This window comes from Salinarimonas rosea DSM 21201 (assembly GCF_000429045.1).
GTDB classification, from domain to species: Bacteria; Pseudomonadota; Alphaproteobacteria; order Rhizobiales; family Beijerinckiaceae; genus Salinarimonas; species Salinarimonas rosea.
Map to the genome: position 1 here is coordinate 73,839 of NZ_AUBC01000011.1, position 15,183 is coordinate 89,021.

The following is a 15,183-nucleotide window of genomic DNA, read 5'->3' on the forward strand; positions in this document are numbered from 1 at the left end:
GAGGCGCGCAAGCCCCCGAGCGGACGCCGCTCCGCTTCACCCTCGCGCGGCGCGCGCCCGCGCGATCGGGGCGAGCGTGCGGGCGAGCTCGTCGGCGTGGAAGGGCTTGGCGAGGCGCGGCCAGTCCCCGGCGGCCTCGCCGAAGCCGGTGAGCAGGACGACGGCCAGGTCGGGCTCGCGCTCGCGCAGGACCTGTGCCAGCGCGAGCCCCGTCATGCCGGGCATGGCGAGGTCGCTGAGCACGACGTCGAACCCCGCGTCCGCCTCGAGCCGCTCGAGCGCCTCGGCGGCGGAGCCGACCGCCACGACCCGGTGGCCGGCCTCCGCGAGGAGGTCGCGCGTGCCGGCGAGCACCAGCGGGTCGTCGTCGACGAGGAGCACCGAAAGCGGCGGCAGCGGCTCGTCGCTCGCCTCGGGCGCCGGTGCCGGCCTCACGTCCGACGCGTCGGCGGCCGGAAGCAGGATCACGGCCTCGGTGCCGACGCGGGGCTCGCTCGCGAGCCGCAGCGCGCCGCCGGACTGGGCGGCGAGACCGTGCACCATGGAGAGGCCGAGCCCGGTGCCCTTGCCGATCTCCTTCGTGGTGTAGAAGGGCTCGGCGGCGCGCGCGAGGGTCTCGGGATCCATGCCGGAGCCGCTGTCGCGCACGGCGATGCGGACGTAGCGCCCCGGCGCCAAGCCGTCGGCGTCCGCCTCCGCGATCGTCGTCTCGTTCGCGGAGACGACGACGCGCCCGCCCTCGGGCATGGCGTCGCGGGCGTTCACGGCGAGATTGAGGAGCGCGAGCTCGAGCTGGTTGGCGTCGACCCGCACCGGCGCGAGGGCGTCCGGAAAGCGCGTCTCGACGTCGATCATCGGCCCGAGCGAACGGCGGAGCAGGTCCATCATGCCCGACACGAGGTCGGCGACGTCCAGCGTCGTCGGCGCGAGCGTCTGGCGCCGGGCGAAGGCGAGGAGGCGATGCGTCAGGGCCGCCCCGCGCTCGGTGGCCGTCACCGCGTTGTCGAGATAGCGCCGCGCCTTGGCATCGTCCTCCGGCACGCGCTTGGCGAGGAGCTCGAGGCTCGACAGCGTCGCTGCGAGCAGGTTGTTGAAGTCGTGCGCGACGCCGCCCGTGAGCTGGCCCACCGCCTCCATCTTCTGGACCTGGCGCAGGGTCTCCTCCGCCTTCTCGCGCTCGGCGATCTCGCGCCTCAGCGCGGCGAGGGCGGCATCGCGCTCGGCGATGCGCGCCTCGAGGCTCGCGTTCGCCGCGGCGAGCTGCTTGGGCGAGGGCAGGGCGAGCGCCGCGGGCAGGAGCGGCCACAGGATCGCGGCCGTGGCGAGCGAGACGAGCGCCGTGAAGCCCTTGAGCACGGCCTCGGCACCGTAGTCCGGGTTCCAGAGCGTCCAGATCGAGAAGAAGTGCGTCGCGCCGCAGGCGAGGATGAACAGCGCGAAGCACCAGAACACCCAGCTGAAGGTCACGTCGCGCCGCTTGATCACGAAGGCGCCGAGCGCCAGCGGGATCGAGAAGTAGGCGGCGCCGATCAGCGCGTCGGAGACGACGTGCGCGTACATCAGCTCGGGCCGCCAGGTCAGGCACATGCCGTGGGGCGCGAGGCTCTCGGGGGCGAAGAGCTGGCGCAGGATCTCGAGCATAGGTCTCTCCGGACGCGCAGGCGCAGAGGCGCGGCGCGGCCGGAGCTTAGTTCAGATCACTTGAGCGATCTCGTGGAATGTGCGGGCTCGCCCGACGGCGGCAACAGGCTCTGCCGCCGACCGAATCGTTGCGGATCAGCTCGCGCACGCAAAGCGTCCCGGCCGCTTCAGAAATCCAGGTCCACCCGGCTCCCGCCCGCCGTACCCCCGTCCCGGTACAAGCTCGCATCGCCCTCGAACGCCGGCTCCCCCGCGTCCCGGAAGCGGTTCACGATCGGGTAGCGGCGGTCGCGGCCGAAGTTCTTGCGGGTGACCTTCACGCCCGGTGCGGCCTGGCGGCGCTTGTACTCGGCGATGGTGAGGAGGCGCTCGATCTTGCGGACCACGTCCGGGTCGTGGCCTCGGGCGACGATGTCGGAGATGCGGGTCTCGCCCTCGACCAGCAGCGAAAGGATGTCGTCGAGGACGTCGTAGGGCGGCAGCGAATCCTGGTCGGTCTGGTTCTCGCGCAGCTCGGCCGTGGGCGGCTTGGTGATGATCCGCTCGGGGATGACCACGCCGTCCGGGCCGCGCGCGCCCGGCGGCTTCCAGGAGTTGCGCAGGCGCGAGAGCGCGAAGACCTCGGTCTTGTAGAGGTCCTTCACCGGGTTGAAGCCGCCGTTCATGTCGCCGTAGAGGGTGGAGTAGCCCACCGACATCTCGGACTTGTTGCCGGTGGTCACCACCATGGCGCCGAACTTGTTCGAGATCGCCATCAGGAGCGTGCCGCGGGTGCGGCTCTGGATGTTCTCCTCAGTGACGCCGGGCTCGGTGCCGGCGAAGAGCGGCGCGAGCACGCGCTCGGCGCCCTCCACGGCCTCGGCGATCGGCAGGATGTCGTAGCGCACGCCCAGCGCTCGCGCGCAGGCGGCCGCGTCCTCGAGCGAGGTCGATGCGGTGTAGCGGTAGGGCAGCATGACGCAATGCACGCGCTCGGGCCCGAGCGCGTCCACCGCCATCGCCGCGCACAGCGCCGAGTCGATGCCGCCCGAGAGGCCGAGCACGACGCCGGGAAAGCCGGTCTTCTCGACGTAGTCGCGCAGGCCCAGCACGCAGGCGGCGTAGTCCGCCTGCGCCCCCTCCGGCGCCAGGTGGCGCGGCGCGTCCGTGCAACGCCAGCCGTCGGGGCCGCGCTCCCAGGTCGTGGTGACGACGCACTCGGCGAAGCTCGGCAGCATGCCGGCGAGGGCGCAGTCGGGCTGGAGCAGGAAGGAGGCGCCGTCGAAGACGAGCTCGTCCTGGCCGCCGACCTGGTTCACGTAGATCATCGGCAGGCCGCTCTCGGTGACCCGCGCGGCGGCGATCGAGAAGCGCTCGTCGGTCTTGCCTCGCCAGTAGGGCGAGCCGTTGGGCACGACGAGGATCTCCGCGCCGGTCTCGGCGAGGCACTCGACGACCTCCTCGCCCCAGATGTCCTCGCAGACCGGCGCGCCGACGCGCACGCCGCGGATCATGATGGGACCGGGGAGGGGCCCGGCCTCGAAGACGCGCTTCTCGTCGAAGGGGCCGTAGTTCGGCAGGTCGACCTTGTGGCGCACCGCGCCGATGCGGCCCTCGTCGAGATAGGCGTAGGAATTGTAGAGCGCGCCGTTCTCCACGAAGGGCAGGCCGATCAGCACCGCCGGCCCGCCGTCGGCGGTGTCGCGGGCGAGGCTCTCCAGCGCGGCGCGACAGGCGTCCTGGAAGGCGGGCTTGAGGACGAGGTCCTCCGCCGGGTAGCCGGCGAGGAAGAGCTCGGTGAAGACGACGAGATCCGCCCCCTGCGCCGCCGCCTCGGCCCGCGCCTTCCGGGCGAGGGCGAGGTTGGCGTCGACGGCGCCGAGGGTGGGGTCGAGCTGAGCGAGGGCGATGCGGAAGGTCGTGCGGGTCATGGGAACCCTATCTACGTCAGCCGCCGCGTCGAGCAAAGGGCGAGTGGAGGGCGCTCCTGCCCAACCGGCTGGGACAGGCTGCGGTTCCCGCCGCCGCTCAGCCGCCCTCGCGCCCGAGCGCGGCCCGGATCAACGCGAAGGCGTCCGCGCTCGCCCATTCCGCGGGCCCCTTGAGCACCGCGAGCTCGCAGCCGGCGCCGTCGACGAGGATCGTCGTCGGCAGACCGACGACGTGGCCCGAGCGCTGGAGGGTCTGCATCAGCGTGCCCTCGTTCTCGGCGTAGTAGGCGAGGTCGTCGATGCCGTGCTCCTCCAGCCAGGCGCGCGGCCGGTCGAGATTCCGGGTGTCGACGTTGACGGCCACGACCTCGAATTCCTCGCCGCCGTATTCCGCCTGGAGCGCGTCGAGCGCCGGCATCTCCTCGCGGCAGGGGGCGCACCAGGTGGCCCAAAGGTTGAGGAGCAGCGTCCGGCCCTCGAAGTCCGCCAGCGTCAGCGGCTCGCCTTCGGGCCCGGTGAAGGCGATCTCGGGGGCCAGCCGCGGCGTGGCGTGGACCGACACCGCCGCGACCTCTCCCGTGGCGGTGGGAGCGAGGCGCGTGAGCGTCTCCTGGGCGGGGATGCAGGCCTCGGCGACGGCTTCGCTGTTGCGGGAGACGAGCGCGAAAGCTACGACAGCGCCGACGACGAGGGCGCCGGCGCCCAGGATCAGGCCGCGGCGGGGTCCTCGGCGAGGGTCTTCGGACGGGCGGGGGGACGTCTCGTCGGTCATCGGCATACTCGAGCTTCAGAGGTCACGCGTGAGCAATCGGATGTGGGGCGGCCGGTTCGAGACCGGCCCGGCGGAGATCATGGAGGAGATCAACGCCTCCATCGACTTCGACAAGCGGCTCGCGGCCCAGGACATCCGGGGCTCGCTCGCGCATGCGGCGATGCTGGGCGAGACCGGGATCCTGTCCAGCGAGGATGTGGGCGCGATCTCCGACGGGCTCAAGTCGATTCTCCGTGAGATCGAGGCGGGGACGTTCACGTTCTCGCGGGCGCTCGAGGACATCCACATGAACGTGGAGTCGCGGCTGCGCGAGATCGTCGGCCCCGCGGCCGGGCGGCTCCACACGGCGCGGTCGCGCAACGACCAGGTCGCGACCGACATGCGGCTGTGGGTGCGCGACACGGTCGACGCGCTCGACCTCCAGCTCGCCGGCCTGCAGCAGGCGTTGGCCGAGAAGGCGCAGACCTTCGCGGGCGCCGTGATGCCGGGGTTCACGCACCTGCAATCGGCCCAGCCGGTCACCTTCGGGCACCATTGCCTCGCCTATGTCGAGATGCTCGCGCGCGACCGCGGGCGGCTGAAGGACGCGCGCAAGCGGCTGAACGAGTGCCCTCTCGGTGCCGCCGCGCTCGCCGGCACGTCCTTCCCCATCGATCGCGCCATGACGGCGGCGGCGCTGGGCTTCGACAGGCCCACGGCGAACTCGCTCGATTCGGTCTCGGACCGCGACTTCGCGCTCGAGACCCTCTCGGCGGCGGCGATCTGCGCGGTTCATCTCTCCCGGCTCGCCGAGGAGATCACCTTGTGGATGACGCCGCAATTCGCCTTCATCAAGCTGTCGGACGCCTTCACCACCGGCTCCTCGATCATGCCGCAGAAGCGCAACCCCGACGCCGCCGAGCTCGTGCGCGGCAAGACCGGGCGCGTGCTCGGTGCGCTGCAGGGGCTCCTCGTGGTGATGAAGGGCCTGCCGCTGACCTATTCGAAGGACATGCAGGAGGACAAGGAGGGCGTGTTCGACGCGCTCCAGACGCTCTCGCTGTGCATCGCGGCGATGAGCGGCATGGTCCGCGACCTGGAGCCGGACACGAAGGCGATGAAGAAGTGGGCGGGTGCGGGCTTCTCCACCGCGACCGACCTCGCCGATTGGCTCGTGCGTGTGCTGAACCTCCCCTTCCGCGACGCGCATCACGTCACCGGCCGGCTCGTCGGCACGGCCGCGAGGCGCGGCGTCGGGCTCGAGAAGCTCACGCTGGCCGAGATGCAGGAAGCCGAGCCGCGGTTGGGGCAGGAGATCTTCGAGGTGCTGGGCGTCGAGAAGTCGGTGAAGAGCCGCACCAGCTACGGCGGCACCGCGCCGGCCAACGTCAAGCGCCAGGCCAAGCGCTGGCTCGCGCAGCTCGCGAAGGAGACGGGCGCGCGGGGGTGACGGCGCAGGCGCGGCTCCCCGCGGAGGAAACCCGACGGCCCTCTCGCGGCTTTCCGATACGGGATCGCTCGCGGACGGGAGGCACCGCCGATGATGTTCAAGGATCGCACCGAGGCCGGCCGGCGCCTCGCCGAGGCGCTCGCGGCGCATCGGGGTGAGGCGACGATCGTGCTCGCGCTCCCGCGCGGAGGCGTGCCGGTGGCGGCCGAGGTCGCGCGGGCGCTCGGCGCGCCGCTCGACCTCGTGATGGTGCGCAAGATCGGCGCGCCCGGCCATCCGGAATACGGCATAGGCGCCGTCGTCGACGGGGCCGACCCGCAGGTCGTCGTCGACGCGGCGACCGCCCGCATGGCGGGCGCCGACGCGACCTATCTCGAGGAGACCAAGAGCCGCGAGCTCGCCGAGATCGAGCGGCGGCGGCGCGCCTACCTCGGTGACCGCCGGCCGCTCGACGTCGCCGGGCGCACCGTCATCGTCGTCGACGACGGGGTCGCCACCGGCTCGACGGCGACGGCGGCGCTGCGCGCCCTGAAGAAAGCGGGCGCCGCCCGCCGCATCCTCGCGGTGCCCGTCGCGCCGATCGAGACCGTCGAGGCGCTGCGGGAGGAGGCCGACGAGGTCGTGGCGCTGACGACGCCCTACCCGTTCCACGCGGTGGGACTGTACTACGAGGACTTCGACCAGACGACCGACGAGGAGGTCGTTGCGGCGCTGGAGGGGGCGCGGGGCTGAGGCCGGCGTCGGGGCGTGGCGAAGGGACGAGGCCGACGGAAACGCATCGAGCCTCCCGCGGCTCGACATCGCGGAGATGTCGCAGCCCGACTGCCGAACGATTGCATGTTGCGCTGACATATGGTTGATTGTCGCGGCCTCGACCCGAACCGGGAGGCTGCGAGATGCCGTTCACCCTCATCAAGGGGTCTTTTCTGCCGAGCTTCGGTGATCCGGACGGCGAATCGGTTCGCTTCGTTCCGGACGACCCGGGCCCGCTGTTCCGGCTCACCCGCCAGGGGCGGGGGCCCAAGGTCAATCGCGAGAACGGCAGCATCCAGCTGCGCTACGAAGCGATCGACACGCTCGAGAAGGCCGCCGTCCAGCCCTTCGCGAACGATGCGCTCGAGGCCAACCTCGCTCTGATCGGCTCGGGGCCGGACCGCCGCTCGGCACCCGGGCACATCCTGGCGAACCGGCTCGATCCCAACGGCCGGCCGATCGCCTTCGTCTTCGCGGGGGACGCGAGCGAGCCCGACGGCTCCTCGGTCTGGCTCGACGTCACCGGGCGTCGTGGCGTCGGCGGCCGACGGGACACGGGTGGCCTGACGGAGTCGGTCAACTTCGAGATGCTGGCCGACGGCCAAGCGTATCCGATGTTCTACGACACGCTGTATCTCGACCTGCGCGACGCGCTCGTCGAGGTATCGAAGGCCGCGAAGGCCGCAGCCGCCGGCCATGCGCGCGAGACCTATCTCTTCAAGCACGACGCCACGATGTCCGGCGCGCGCTGGACCGGGGACGCGAGCACGCTCGCCCCGATCTTTCCCAAGCTGTGGCGCCGGATCGAGAAGGCGGTGAGGGACCCCGACTATTTCACCGTGGCGGAGCCCCTCCGGCGTGTGCCGGACTACATCGATCGCGAGAAGGACGACCGGGTGCTCGTGATGCCGCTCAACGACGTGACCGGGTTCGAGAACGTCGTCGAGGCGACGGCCGACACGATCAGGCTCAGGTACGAGCCGCACGAGCTCGTGTTCCAGCCCTGACCGCACCGGGCCGCGGCGGGGGCCGATCCGACGGCCCCCCCGGCCTCACATCCCCGTCTTCTTGCGCCGCTGCGCCAGCGTGCGCAGCCGCAGCGCATTGAGCTTGATGAAGCCCGCCGCGTCGCGGTGGTCGTAGGCGACCGCGCCCTCCTCGAAGGTGACGAGGTCCTGGTCGTAGAGCGAGAACGGGCTCTCGCGGCCGATCACGTGGACGCCGCCCTTGTAGAGCTTGAGCCGGACCGTGCCCGTCACGGTCTCCTGGCTCTTGTCGATCAGCGCCTGCAGCATCTCGCGCTCGGGGGAGAACCAGAAGCCGTTGTAGATCAGCTCGGCGTATTTCGGCGCGAGCTCGTCCTTCAGGTGGGCCGCGCCGCGGTCGAGGGTGATCGACTCCATCGCGCGGTGTGCGGTGAGCAGGATCGTGCCGCCGGGCGTCTCGTACATGCCGCGGCTCTTCATCCCAACGAAGCGGTTCTCGACGAGGTCGAGCCGGCCGATGCCGTTGTCGCGGCCGAGATCGTTGAGCCTCGCCAGGATCGACGCCGGGGACAGCGCCTCGCCGTCGATGGAGACCGCGTCGCCGCGCTCGAAGCCGACCGTGATCACGGTCGGGCTGTCGGGCGCCTCCTCCGGCGACAGGGTGCGCGAGAAGACGTAGTCCGGCACCTCCTGCGCGGGGTCCTCCAGAACCTTGCCCTCGGAGGAGGTGTGCAGCAGGTTCGCGTCGACCGAGAACGGCGCCTCGCCGCGCTTGTCCTTGGCGATCGGGATCTGGTGCTGCTCCGCGAAGGCGATGAGCTGCTCGCGCGAGCGCAGGTCCCACTCGCGCCAGGGGGCGATCACGGTGACGTCGGGCTTCAGGGCGTAGTAGCCCAGCTCGAAGCGGACCTGGTCGTTGCCCTTGCCGGTGGCGCCGTGGCAGACGGCGTCGGCGCCGGTCGCCTCCGCGATCTCGATCTGGCGCTTGGCGATGAGCGGGCGGGCGATCGAGGTGCCGAGCAGGTACACGCCCTCGTAGAGAGCGTTGGCCCGGAACATCGGGAACACGTAGTCGCGCACGAACTCCTCGCGCAGGTCCTCGATGTAGATGTTCTCCGGCTTTATGCCGAGCAGCTCCGCCTTCTTGCGCGCCGGCTCGAGCTCCTCGCCCTGGCCGAGATCGGCGGTGAACGTCACCACCTCGCAGCCGTAGGTCGTCTGCAGCCACTTGAGGATGATCGAGGTGTCGAGCCCCCCGGAATAGGCGAGGACGACCTTGTTGACGCGCTTGTCGGTCATGGGTTCGGCTTTCTGGCGGCGGCTGGTGCAGAGGGAACGACGTGGGGACGCGAGCGACGGACCCGGCGGCGGGCGAGGGCCGGACTTTTTTTCGCCGCCATCGTGCCGTCGGTGGGCCGCGCGCGTTTATAATGCGGTGGACGGCGCACGCAACAGCTCCCGCCCCCGCCGTGGATCGCGCATTCTCGACCTTACACACCCCGCGCGCGAGATGAGGCCCGCATGACCCGTCGCCCCGTCCTGGAGTTCTGGTTCGACTTCGCCTCGACCTACGCCTACCTCTCCGCGATGCGCATCGAGCCGCTCGCGGAGGCGGCGGGGGTGGACGTGCGCTTTCGGCCGTTCCTGCTCGGGCCGATCTTCCAGTCCCAGGGCTGGAATACCTCGCCCTTCAACCTCTACCCCGCCAAGGGGCGCTACATGTGGCGCGACGTGGCCCGCGAGGCGGAGCGCCGCGGCCTGCCGTTCCGCAAGCCCGAGCCGTTCCCGCAGAACGGGCTCGCCGCGACGCGGGTCGCGCTCTGGGGCGCCGACAAGCCGTGGTGCGGCGCCTTCGTGCGCGCGGTCTTCCACGCGGAGTTCGGCGAGGGGCGCTCGATCGAGGAGCCGTCCGCGGTGGCGGCCCTCGCCGGCAGCGTGGGCCTCGACCCGGACGGGACGATGAAGGCGGCGAGCGCCGATCCCAACAAGCAGCGCCTGCGGGCCGTCACCGAGGAGGCGCGCACGAAGGGCGTCTTCGGCGCGCCCACCTTCTTCGCCGAGGACGGCGAGATGTTCTGGGGCGACGACCGGCTGGAGCGCGCGCTCGCCTGGGCGGCGGGCGAGGAGGACTGACGCGGCGCGCCCGACTCGGCGCACCCCGCCCGCGCGTCCGACCAGCGCACCCGCGGCGCGAATCCGGGGGAGGACGCAGGCTCGGCTGCGGCTTGGCGTCACGGATGGACCTCCCGGAGCCCGTGGAAATCGGCGTCGGGCGGCCTGGAACCGTTCCAGCTATGGACAGACGAGCGTCGCCGTGCCAAAGGCATCGCCGCGCGGGCGACGCCCGGTCGCATTGCGCGCGCGCGGGTGCTGTTGCACTTCCCCCGGCACGATCCGCGCGGTTCCATCCGTTCGTCGCGTCCCTCGCGGGCGCGGACGCGCGTAGACCGTCTTCTTGAACCCTGCTCGGGAGAGTGACGTGGCCCAGACCACCGCAGCGCAAGAGCCAACCCGGCGCGACTTCCTGTTCCTGGCGACGGGCGCCATGGGCGCGGTCGGCGTCGCCGCCGCCGCCTGGCCGTTCATCGCGCAGCTCGCTCCGGACGCGCAGACCGTCGCGGCCGGCGCGCCCGTCGAGGTCGACCTGACCCCGATCGCCGAAGGCCAGATCGTCAAGCTGTTCTGGCGCGGCGCGCTGATCTTCGTGCGCAACCGCACTCCGGCGGAGATCGAGGCCGCGCGCGCGACCCCGCTCGACGACCTCAAGGATCCGGAGCCGGATCAGGCGCGCGTGATGGAGGGCCGGGAGAACTGGCTCATCATCTTCGGCAACTGCACCCATCTCGGCTGCGTCCCGCTCGACTTCCAGGGTCAGTACGGCGGCTGGTTCTGCCCCTGCCACGGCTCGGTCTTCGACACGTCGGGCCGCATCCGCTCGGGGCCGGCGCCGATCAACCTGCCGGTCCCGCCCTATCGATTCGTCGACGACGGCCGGATCGTCATCGGCGAGACGGCCTGAGGGCGAGAGCGCGCCTCGCGGCGGCGACGCATAGCGCGCCCGCCGCCGACGGAAATCCGAACGAGAGCCGATCAGGCGAGACCAAGCAGGCCAGACTCATGAGCTCACATCCCACCACCTACGTTCCCAAGAGCGCCGCCGCGAAGTGGCTGGAGAGCCGGCTGCCGATCATCGGCCTCGTGCATTCCTCCTTCGTCGCCTTCCCGGTGCCGCGGAACCTGACGTACTTCTGGACCTTCGGCGCGATCCTGATGGTGATGCTGATCATCCAGCTCGTCACCGGCATCGTGCTGGCGATGCACTACACGGCGCATGCCGACTACGCCTTCACCTCGGTCGAGCACATCATGCGCAACGTCGAGTACGGCTGGCTGCTGCGCTACATGCACGCGAACGGCGCGTCGTTCTTCTTCATCGCGGTCTACATCCACATCTTCCGCGGCCTCTTCTACGGCTCCTACAAGGCGCCGCGCGAGGTCTTGTGGATCCTGGGCGTGATCATCCTGCTCCTGATGATGGCCACCGCCTTCATGGGCTACGTGCTGCCCTGGGGCCAGATGTCCTTCTGGGGCGCCACCGTGATCACCAACCTGTTCTCGGTGATCCCGCTCGTGGGCGACACCATCGTGTCGTTCCTCTGGGGCGGCTACTCGGTGGGCAACCCGACGCTCAACCGCTTCTTCTCGCTGCACTACCTCCTGCCCTTCATGATCCTCGGCGTGGCCATGCTGCACGTCTGGGCGCTGCACGTGCCGGGGAACAACAACCCGACCGGCGTGCCGATCAAGTCCGGCAAGGACGCGGTGCCGTTCCACCCCTACATGACGGTCAAGGACACGTTCTCGATCGTCTGCTTCCTCGCCGTCTTCGCCTGGTTCGTGTTCTACCTGCCGAACTATCTCGGCCACGCCGACAACTACGTCCCGGCGAACCCCGCGGTGACGCCGGCGCACATCGTGCCCGAGTGGTACTTCCTGCCCTTCTACGCGATCCTGCGCGCCGTCCCCGATGCGCTCTTCGGCGTCATCCTGATGTTCGCGTCGATCGCGGTGCTGGCCTTCCTGCCCTGGCTCGACACCTCGAAGGTGCGCTCGGGCTCGTACCGGCCGATCTTCCGGGTGCTGTTCTGGGCCTTCGTCGTCACCTGCCTGGTGCTCGGCTGGCTCGGCTCGCGTCCCGCCGAGGGCATCTACGTGATCCTCGCGCAGATCTTCACCGTGCTCTACTTCGCCTACTTCCTGATCGCGATGCCGCTGCTCGGCCTGCTCGAGAAGCCGCTGCCGCTGCCGAACTCCATCACGGAGGCGGTGCTGGGCAAGAAGCAGGCGAGCGGGTCGGGCATGCCCGTCGGCGCCGCCGCCGAGCCTCAGTCCAAGGGCTGAGGCGAGGCCCGATGCGAGATCAGGACAAGGGTTCGAGAACCATGAACAAGACCCTCTTCATCGCCGGCTTCTTCGCGGCGTCCCTGGCGTTCTCCGGCGGTGCGGCGAACGCGGCTCCCGGCGGCGTCGTCCCGCCGCGGAACGACTGGAGCTTCGCCGGTCCCTTCGGCACCTTCGACCGCGCGCAGCTGCAGCGCGGGTTCCTGGTGTTCAAGACGGTCTGCGCCTCCTGCCACGGCCTCGAGAAGGTCTCCTTCCGCAATCTCGCGGAGGAGGGCGGCCCCGAGTATACCGAGGCGCAGGTCGAGGCCTTCGCCGCGGAGTTCCTCGTCGACGGCGGCTACGACGAGTTCGGTGATCCCGTCCAGCGTGCGGCCACGCCGGCCGACTTCTGGCCCTCGCCGTTCGCGAACTATCAGCAGGCGGCCGCGGCGAACGGCGGCAAGGCCCCGCCGGACCTCTCGGTGATGGCCAAGGCCCGCACCTACGAGCGCGGATTCCCCTGGTGGATCACCGACGTCTTCACGCAGTACAACGAGAACGGCGTCGACTACCTGTCCGCCTTCCTGCAGGGCTACGTCGAGCCGCCGGAGGACTTCGACCCGGCGCTCGGAAACTGGAACTTGTATTACCCCGGCCACATCGTGGCGATGCCCAACGTGCTCTTCGACGGAGCCGTCGAGTACCCGCGCGACGCCCAGGAGCGCCCGATCGTCCCGGAGACCGTGGAGCAGTACGCCAAGGACGTGACGGCGTTCCTGATGTGGACCGCCGAGCCGCACCTCGAGGCGCGCAAGGCCATGGGCTTCCAGGTGCTGGTGTTCCTGCTCGTCTTCGCGGGGCTCTTGTACTTCACCAAGAAGCGCATCTGGGCGCGGGTCGGGGGCGAGACCGAGGGTCACGCCGCGGGCTGACGCCGCCTCCCGCCGCATCGCGGACGATACGAAGGGGGCGTCCCGCGCGGGCGCCCCCTTTTTCTTGCGCCACGGATCTCGCGCGCGACATCTCTCTTGCGCGACGGAACCGGCATTTCGGGGGTTGCTCGCGCCGCGCTTCCGGCTAGCATCGCGCTGCAACAACCGGGGAGGCCGACGAGATGGCGCGCGCGGTATTGGGCGTGATCGGTGGCTCGGGCGTCTACGACCTGCCCGGGATGGAGGACGTCCGCGAGGAGCGGATCGAGTCGCCCTGGGGCGAGCCGTCCGACGTCCTGCGCATCGGGCGGATCGGGACGACCACCGTCGTGTTCCTGCCGCGCCACGGGCGCGGGCACCGGATGTCGCCGTCGGACATAAACTACCGCGCGAACATCGACGTGATGAAGCGCGCCGGCGTCACCGACATCGTCTCGCTCTCCGCCTGCGGCTCGTTCAAGGACGAGCTGCCGCCGGGCTGCTTCGTGCTCGTCGACCAGTTCGTCGACCGCACCCACAAGCGCGAGAGCTCGTTCTTCGGGAAGGGCTGCGTCGCCCACGTCTCGATGGCCCATCCAGTCGGCCCGGCCCTCCAGCAGCGCCTGCACGACGCCGGCCGCGCTGAGGGCCTCGACGTGCGCAAGGGCGGCACCTACGTCTGCATGGAGGGGCCGCAGTTCTCCAGCCTGGCCGAGAGCGTCGGCTACAAGGCGATGGGCTACGACGTCATCGGCATGACCAACATGCCCGAGGCCAAGCTCGCCCGCGAGGCGGAGATCACCTACGCCACGATCGCCATGGTGACGGACTACGATTGCTGGCACCCCGCCCACGCCGCGGTCGACGTCGCTTCCGTGATCGCGGTGGTGCGGGCGAACGCGGCGAACGCGGCGCGCCTGGTGGCCCGCGTGGCGCGCGACTTCCCCGCCGAGCACGAGCCGTGCCCCGTCGGCTCGGACACGGCGCTCGAGGTCGCCATCATGACGGCGCCCGAGATGCGCGATCCCGGGCTCATGGCCAAGCTCGACGCCGTCGCCGGCCGCGTGCTGAACCGCTGACCGATTCCGCCTTCATGGACACGCGCCCGATGGACATCCCTGTCGTCTCCGAGATCAAGTCGGCGATCCGCACGATCCCCGATTACCCCAAGCCCGGAATCATGTTCCGGGACATCACCACGCTGCTCGGCGACACCCGCGCCTTCCGCCGCACGATCGACGAGCTGGTCAATCCCTACGCCGGCACCAAGGTCGACAAGATCGCCGGCATCGAGGCGCGCGGCTTCATCGTGGGCGGGGCGATGGCGCACCAGCTCTCGGCGGGCTTCGTGCCGATCCGCAAGAAGGGCAAGCTGCCCCACCAGGTGGTCAGCATCGCCTACGCCCTGGAATACGGATCCGACGAGATCGAGATCCACGCCGACGCCCTCGTCGCCGGCGAGCGGGTGGTGCTCGTCGACGACCTGATCGCCACCGGCGGCACCGCCACCGCCGCCGTCGAGCTGCTGCGCCGGATCGGCGCCGAGGTCGTCGCCTGCTGCTTCGTCGTCGACCTGCCCGATCTCGGCGGCGCCGAGCGGCTGCGGGCGATGGGGGTGGAGGTTCGGTCGCTGGTGGCGTTCGAGGGGCATTGAGGGCTCTAGACGCGCCGGAGCGTGCCTCTTGTGATCGGAACGAAAATAGAACATAACCGGCGCGGCACCGGCGGCGAAAGGGCGGTGGACACGGCCTCCCGGGGCTTGCCGAGCGGCCTTTCGGGCCGCACAAAGGCGACGAGCGAAGGACAGCGGAGGCGATCATGGCCGGCGTGAACAAGGTGATCCTGGTGGGCAACCTGGGGAAGGACCCCGAGGTGCGACGCACCGCCAACGGCGATCCGGTCGTCAACCTGCGGCTGGCGACGTCGGAGAGCTGGCGCGACAAGACGACGGGCGAGCGGCGGGAGAAGACCGAGTGGCACTCGGTCGTGATCTTCAACGAGCCGCTCGGCAAGATCGCGGAGCAGTACCTGAAGAAGGGTTCGACGGTCTACATCGAGGGCCAGCTGCAGACCCGCAAGTGGACCGACCGCGAGGGCGTGGAGAAGTACACGACCGAGATCGTGCTGCAGCGCTACCGCGGCGAGCTGACGCTGCTGGGCGGTCGCGGCGGCGGCGGTGGTGGCGGCGGCGGCGACTACGAGGGCGGTGACGACTACGGTGGCGGCGGTGGTGGCGGTGGCGACTTCGGCCGCTCGTCGCCGATGGAGCGCCGCCCGGCGAGCCCCGGCGGCGGCGGCTCGGGCGGCGGTGGCGCAGGCGGCGGCGGCTCGCGCTACGACGACCTGGACGACGACATCCCGTTCTGAGGGCGGGTGTGCCCGCCGGGGATTGATCCAT

Annotated in this window: 14 protein-coding genes; 10 read left to right on the top strand and 4 right to left on the bottom strand. The window is 70.6% G+C overall.

The window, feature by feature from the left end:
• Window positions 1–36: 36 nt before the first annotated feature.
• The 3 genes from G407_RS0109285 to tlpA all read right to left on the bottom strand — a co-directional run bounded on the left by G407_RS0109285 (window position 37) and on the right by tlpA (window position 4,323).
• Window positions 37–1,641 (bottom strand): ATP-binding protein, encoded by a 1,605-nt coding sequence (locus tag G407_RS0109285; RefSeq protein ID WP_029030588.1) that lies wholly within the window; start codon window positions 1,639–1,641, stop codon window positions 37–39.
• A 167-nt stretch (window positions 1,642–1,808) separates the two neighbouring features.
• Window positions 1,809–3,551 carry an NAD+ synthase gene (locus G407_RS0109290; RefSeq protein ID WP_029030589.1) on the bottom strand — a complete coding sequence of 581 codons (1,743 nt, stop codon included), beginning with the start codon at window positions 3,549–3,551 and terminating at the stop codon, window positions 1,809–1,811.
• A 97-nt stretch (window positions 3,552–3,648) separates the two neighbouring features.
• The gene (tlpA, locus tag G407_RS0109295; protein ID WP_052341186.1) at window positions 3,649–4,323 is read right to left on the bottom strand and encodes a thiol:disulfide interchange protein TlpA; all 675 of its coding nucleotides are present in this window, start codon (window positions 4,321–4,323) and stop codon (window positions 3,649–3,651) included.
• A 28-nt stretch (window positions 4,324–4,351) separates the two neighbouring features.
• On the opposite strand from tlpA, the gene argH reads away from it, so the two are divergent.
• The 3 genes from argH to G407_RS0109310 all read left to right on the top strand — a co-directional run bounded on the left by argH (window position 4,352) and on the right by G407_RS0109310 (window position 7,512).
• On the top strand, window positions 4,352–5,752 hold the full coding sequence (argH, locus tag G407_RS0109300) for an argininosuccinate lyase (RefSeq protein WP_029030591.1): 1,401 nt from the start codon (window positions 4,352–4,354) through the stop codon (window positions 5,750–5,752).
• 90 nt (window positions 5,753–5,842) lie between these two features.
• The gene (locus G407_RS0109305; RefSeq protein ID WP_043539378.1) at window positions 5,843–6,484 is read left to right on the top strand and encodes a phosphoribosyltransferase; all 642 of its coding nucleotides are present in this window, start codon (window positions 5,843–5,845) and stop codon (window positions 6,482–6,484) included.
• Between the two features lie 164 nt (window positions 6,485–6,648).
• The gene (locus G407_RS0109310; protein WP_029030593.1) at window positions 6,649–7,512 is read left to right on the top strand and encodes a hypothetical protein; all 864 of its coding nucleotides are present in this window, start codon (window positions 6,649–6,651) and stop codon (window positions 7,510–7,512) included.
• A gap of 45 nt (window positions 7,513–7,557) precedes the next feature.
• Here the strand turns inward: G407_RS0109310 and G407_RS0109315 are convergent, their stop codons facing one another.
• Window positions 7,558–8,790 (bottom strand): argininosuccinate synthase, encoded by a 1,233-nt coding sequence (locus G407_RS0109315; RefSeq protein ID WP_029030594.1) that lies wholly within the window; start codon window positions 8,788–8,790, stop codon window positions 7,558–7,560.
• Window positions 8,791–9,012: 222 nt separating this feature from the next.
• Between G407_RS0109315 and G407_RS0109320 the strand changes: the two genes are divergently transcribed.
• The 7 genes from G407_RS0109320 (at window position 9,013) to ssb (ending at window position 15,152) form a co-directional block, all read left to right on the top strand.
• Entirely contained in the window at window positions 9,013–9,624 is a 612-nt protein-coding gene (locus G407_RS0109320) for a 2-hydroxychromene-2-carboxylate isomerase (RefSeq protein WP_029030595.1), read from the top strand.
• Window positions 9,625–9,970: 346 nt separating this feature from the next.
• Window positions 9,971–10,510 carry a ubiquinol-cytochrome c reductase iron-sulfur subunit gene (gene petA / locus G407_RS0109325; RefSeq protein ID WP_029030596.1) on the top strand — a complete coding sequence of 180 codons (540 nt, stop codon included), beginning with the start codon at window positions 9,971–9,973 and terminating at the stop codon, window positions 10,508–10,510.
• A 98-nt stretch (window positions 10,511–10,608) separates the two neighbouring features.
• A complete protein-coding gene (locus G407_RS0109330; protein WP_029030597.1) occupies window positions 10,609–11,892 on the top strand; it encodes a cytochrome b in 1,284 nt (427 codons plus the stop codon).
• 41 nt (window positions 11,893–11,933) lie between these two features.
• Window positions 11,934–12,806 carry a cytochrome c1 gene (locus G407_RS0109335; protein ID WP_029030598.1) on the top strand — a complete coding sequence of 291 codons (873 nt, stop codon included), beginning with the start codon at window positions 11,934–11,936 and terminating at the stop codon, window positions 12,804–12,806.
• Between the two features lie 182 nt (window positions 12,807–12,988).
• Window positions 12,989–13,864 (top strand): S-methyl-5'-thioadenosine phosphorylase, encoded by an 876-nt coding sequence (locus G407_RS0109340; protein WP_029030599.1) that lies wholly within the window; start codon window positions 12,989–12,991, stop codon window positions 13,862–13,864.
• A 29-nt stretch (window positions 13,865–13,893) separates the two neighbouring features.
• Complete coding sequence (locus G407_RS0109345) at window positions 13,894–14,439, top strand: adenine phosphoribosyltransferase (protein WP_029030600.1); 546 nt, start codon at window positions 13,894–13,896, stop codon at window positions 14,437–14,439.
• A gap of 164 nt (window positions 14,440–14,603) precedes the next feature.
• Window positions 14,604–15,152, top strand: coding sequence for a single-stranded DNA-binding protein (ssb, locus tag G407_RS0109350; RefSeq protein ID WP_029030601.1), 549 nt, complete (start codon window positions 14,604–14,606; stop codon window positions 15,150–15,152).
• Window positions 15,153–15,183: the final 31 nt, after the last annotated feature.

What these genes read in the sequence shown, in the direction of transcription:
- G407_RS0109285 (WP_029030588.1), bottom strand. Translation starts at nt 1,641, where the DNA reads ATGCTCGAGATCCTGCGCCAGCTCTTCGCCCCCGAGAGCCTCGCGCCC.
- G407_RS0109290 (WP_029030589.1), bottom strand. Translation starts at nt 3,551, where the DNA reads ATGACCCGCACGACCTTCCGCATCGCCCTCGCTCAGCTCGACCCCACC.
- tlpA (WP_052341186.1), bottom strand. Translation starts at nt 4,323, where the DNA reads ATGACCGACGAGACGTCCCCCCGCCCGTCCGAAGACCCTCGCCGAGGA.
- G407_RS0109305 (WP_043539378.1), top strand. Translation starts at nt 5,843, where the DNA reads ATGATGTTCAAGGATCGCACCGAGGCCGGCCGGCGCCTCGCCGAGGCG.
- G407_RS0109310 (WP_029030593.1), top strand. Translation starts at nt 6,649, where the DNA reads ATGCCGTTCACCCTCATCAAGGGGTCTTTTCTGCCGAGCTTCGGTGAT.
- G407_RS0109315 (WP_029030594.1), bottom strand. Translation starts at nt 8,790, where the DNA reads ATGACCGACAAGCGCGTCAACAAGGTCGTCCTCGCCTATTCCGGGGGG.
- G407_RS0109320 (WP_029030595.1), top strand. Translation starts at nt 9,013, where the DNA reads ATGACCCGTCGCCCCGTCCTGGAGTTCTGGTTCGACTTCGCCTCGACC.
- G407_RS0109330 (WP_029030597.1), top strand. Translation starts at nt 10,609, where the DNA reads ATGAGCTCACATCCCACCACCTACGTTCCCAAGAGCGCCGCCGCGAAG.
- G407_RS0109335 (WP_029030598.1), top strand. Translation starts at nt 11,934, where the DNA reads ATGAACAAGACCCTCTTCATCGCCGGCTTCTTCGCGGCGTCCCTGGCG.
- G407_RS0109340 (WP_029030599.1), top strand. Translation starts at nt 12,989, where the DNA reads ATGGCGCGCGCGGTATTGGGCGTGATCGGTGGCTCGGGCGTCTACGAC.
- G407_RS0109345 (WP_029030600.1), top strand. Translation starts at nt 13,894, where the DNA reads ATGGACATCCCTGTCGTCTCCGAGATCAAGTCGGCGATCCGCACGATC.
- ssb (WP_029030601.1), top strand. Translation starts at nt 14,604, where the DNA reads ATGGCCGGCGTGAACAAGGTGATCCTGGTGGGCAACCTGGGGAAGGAC.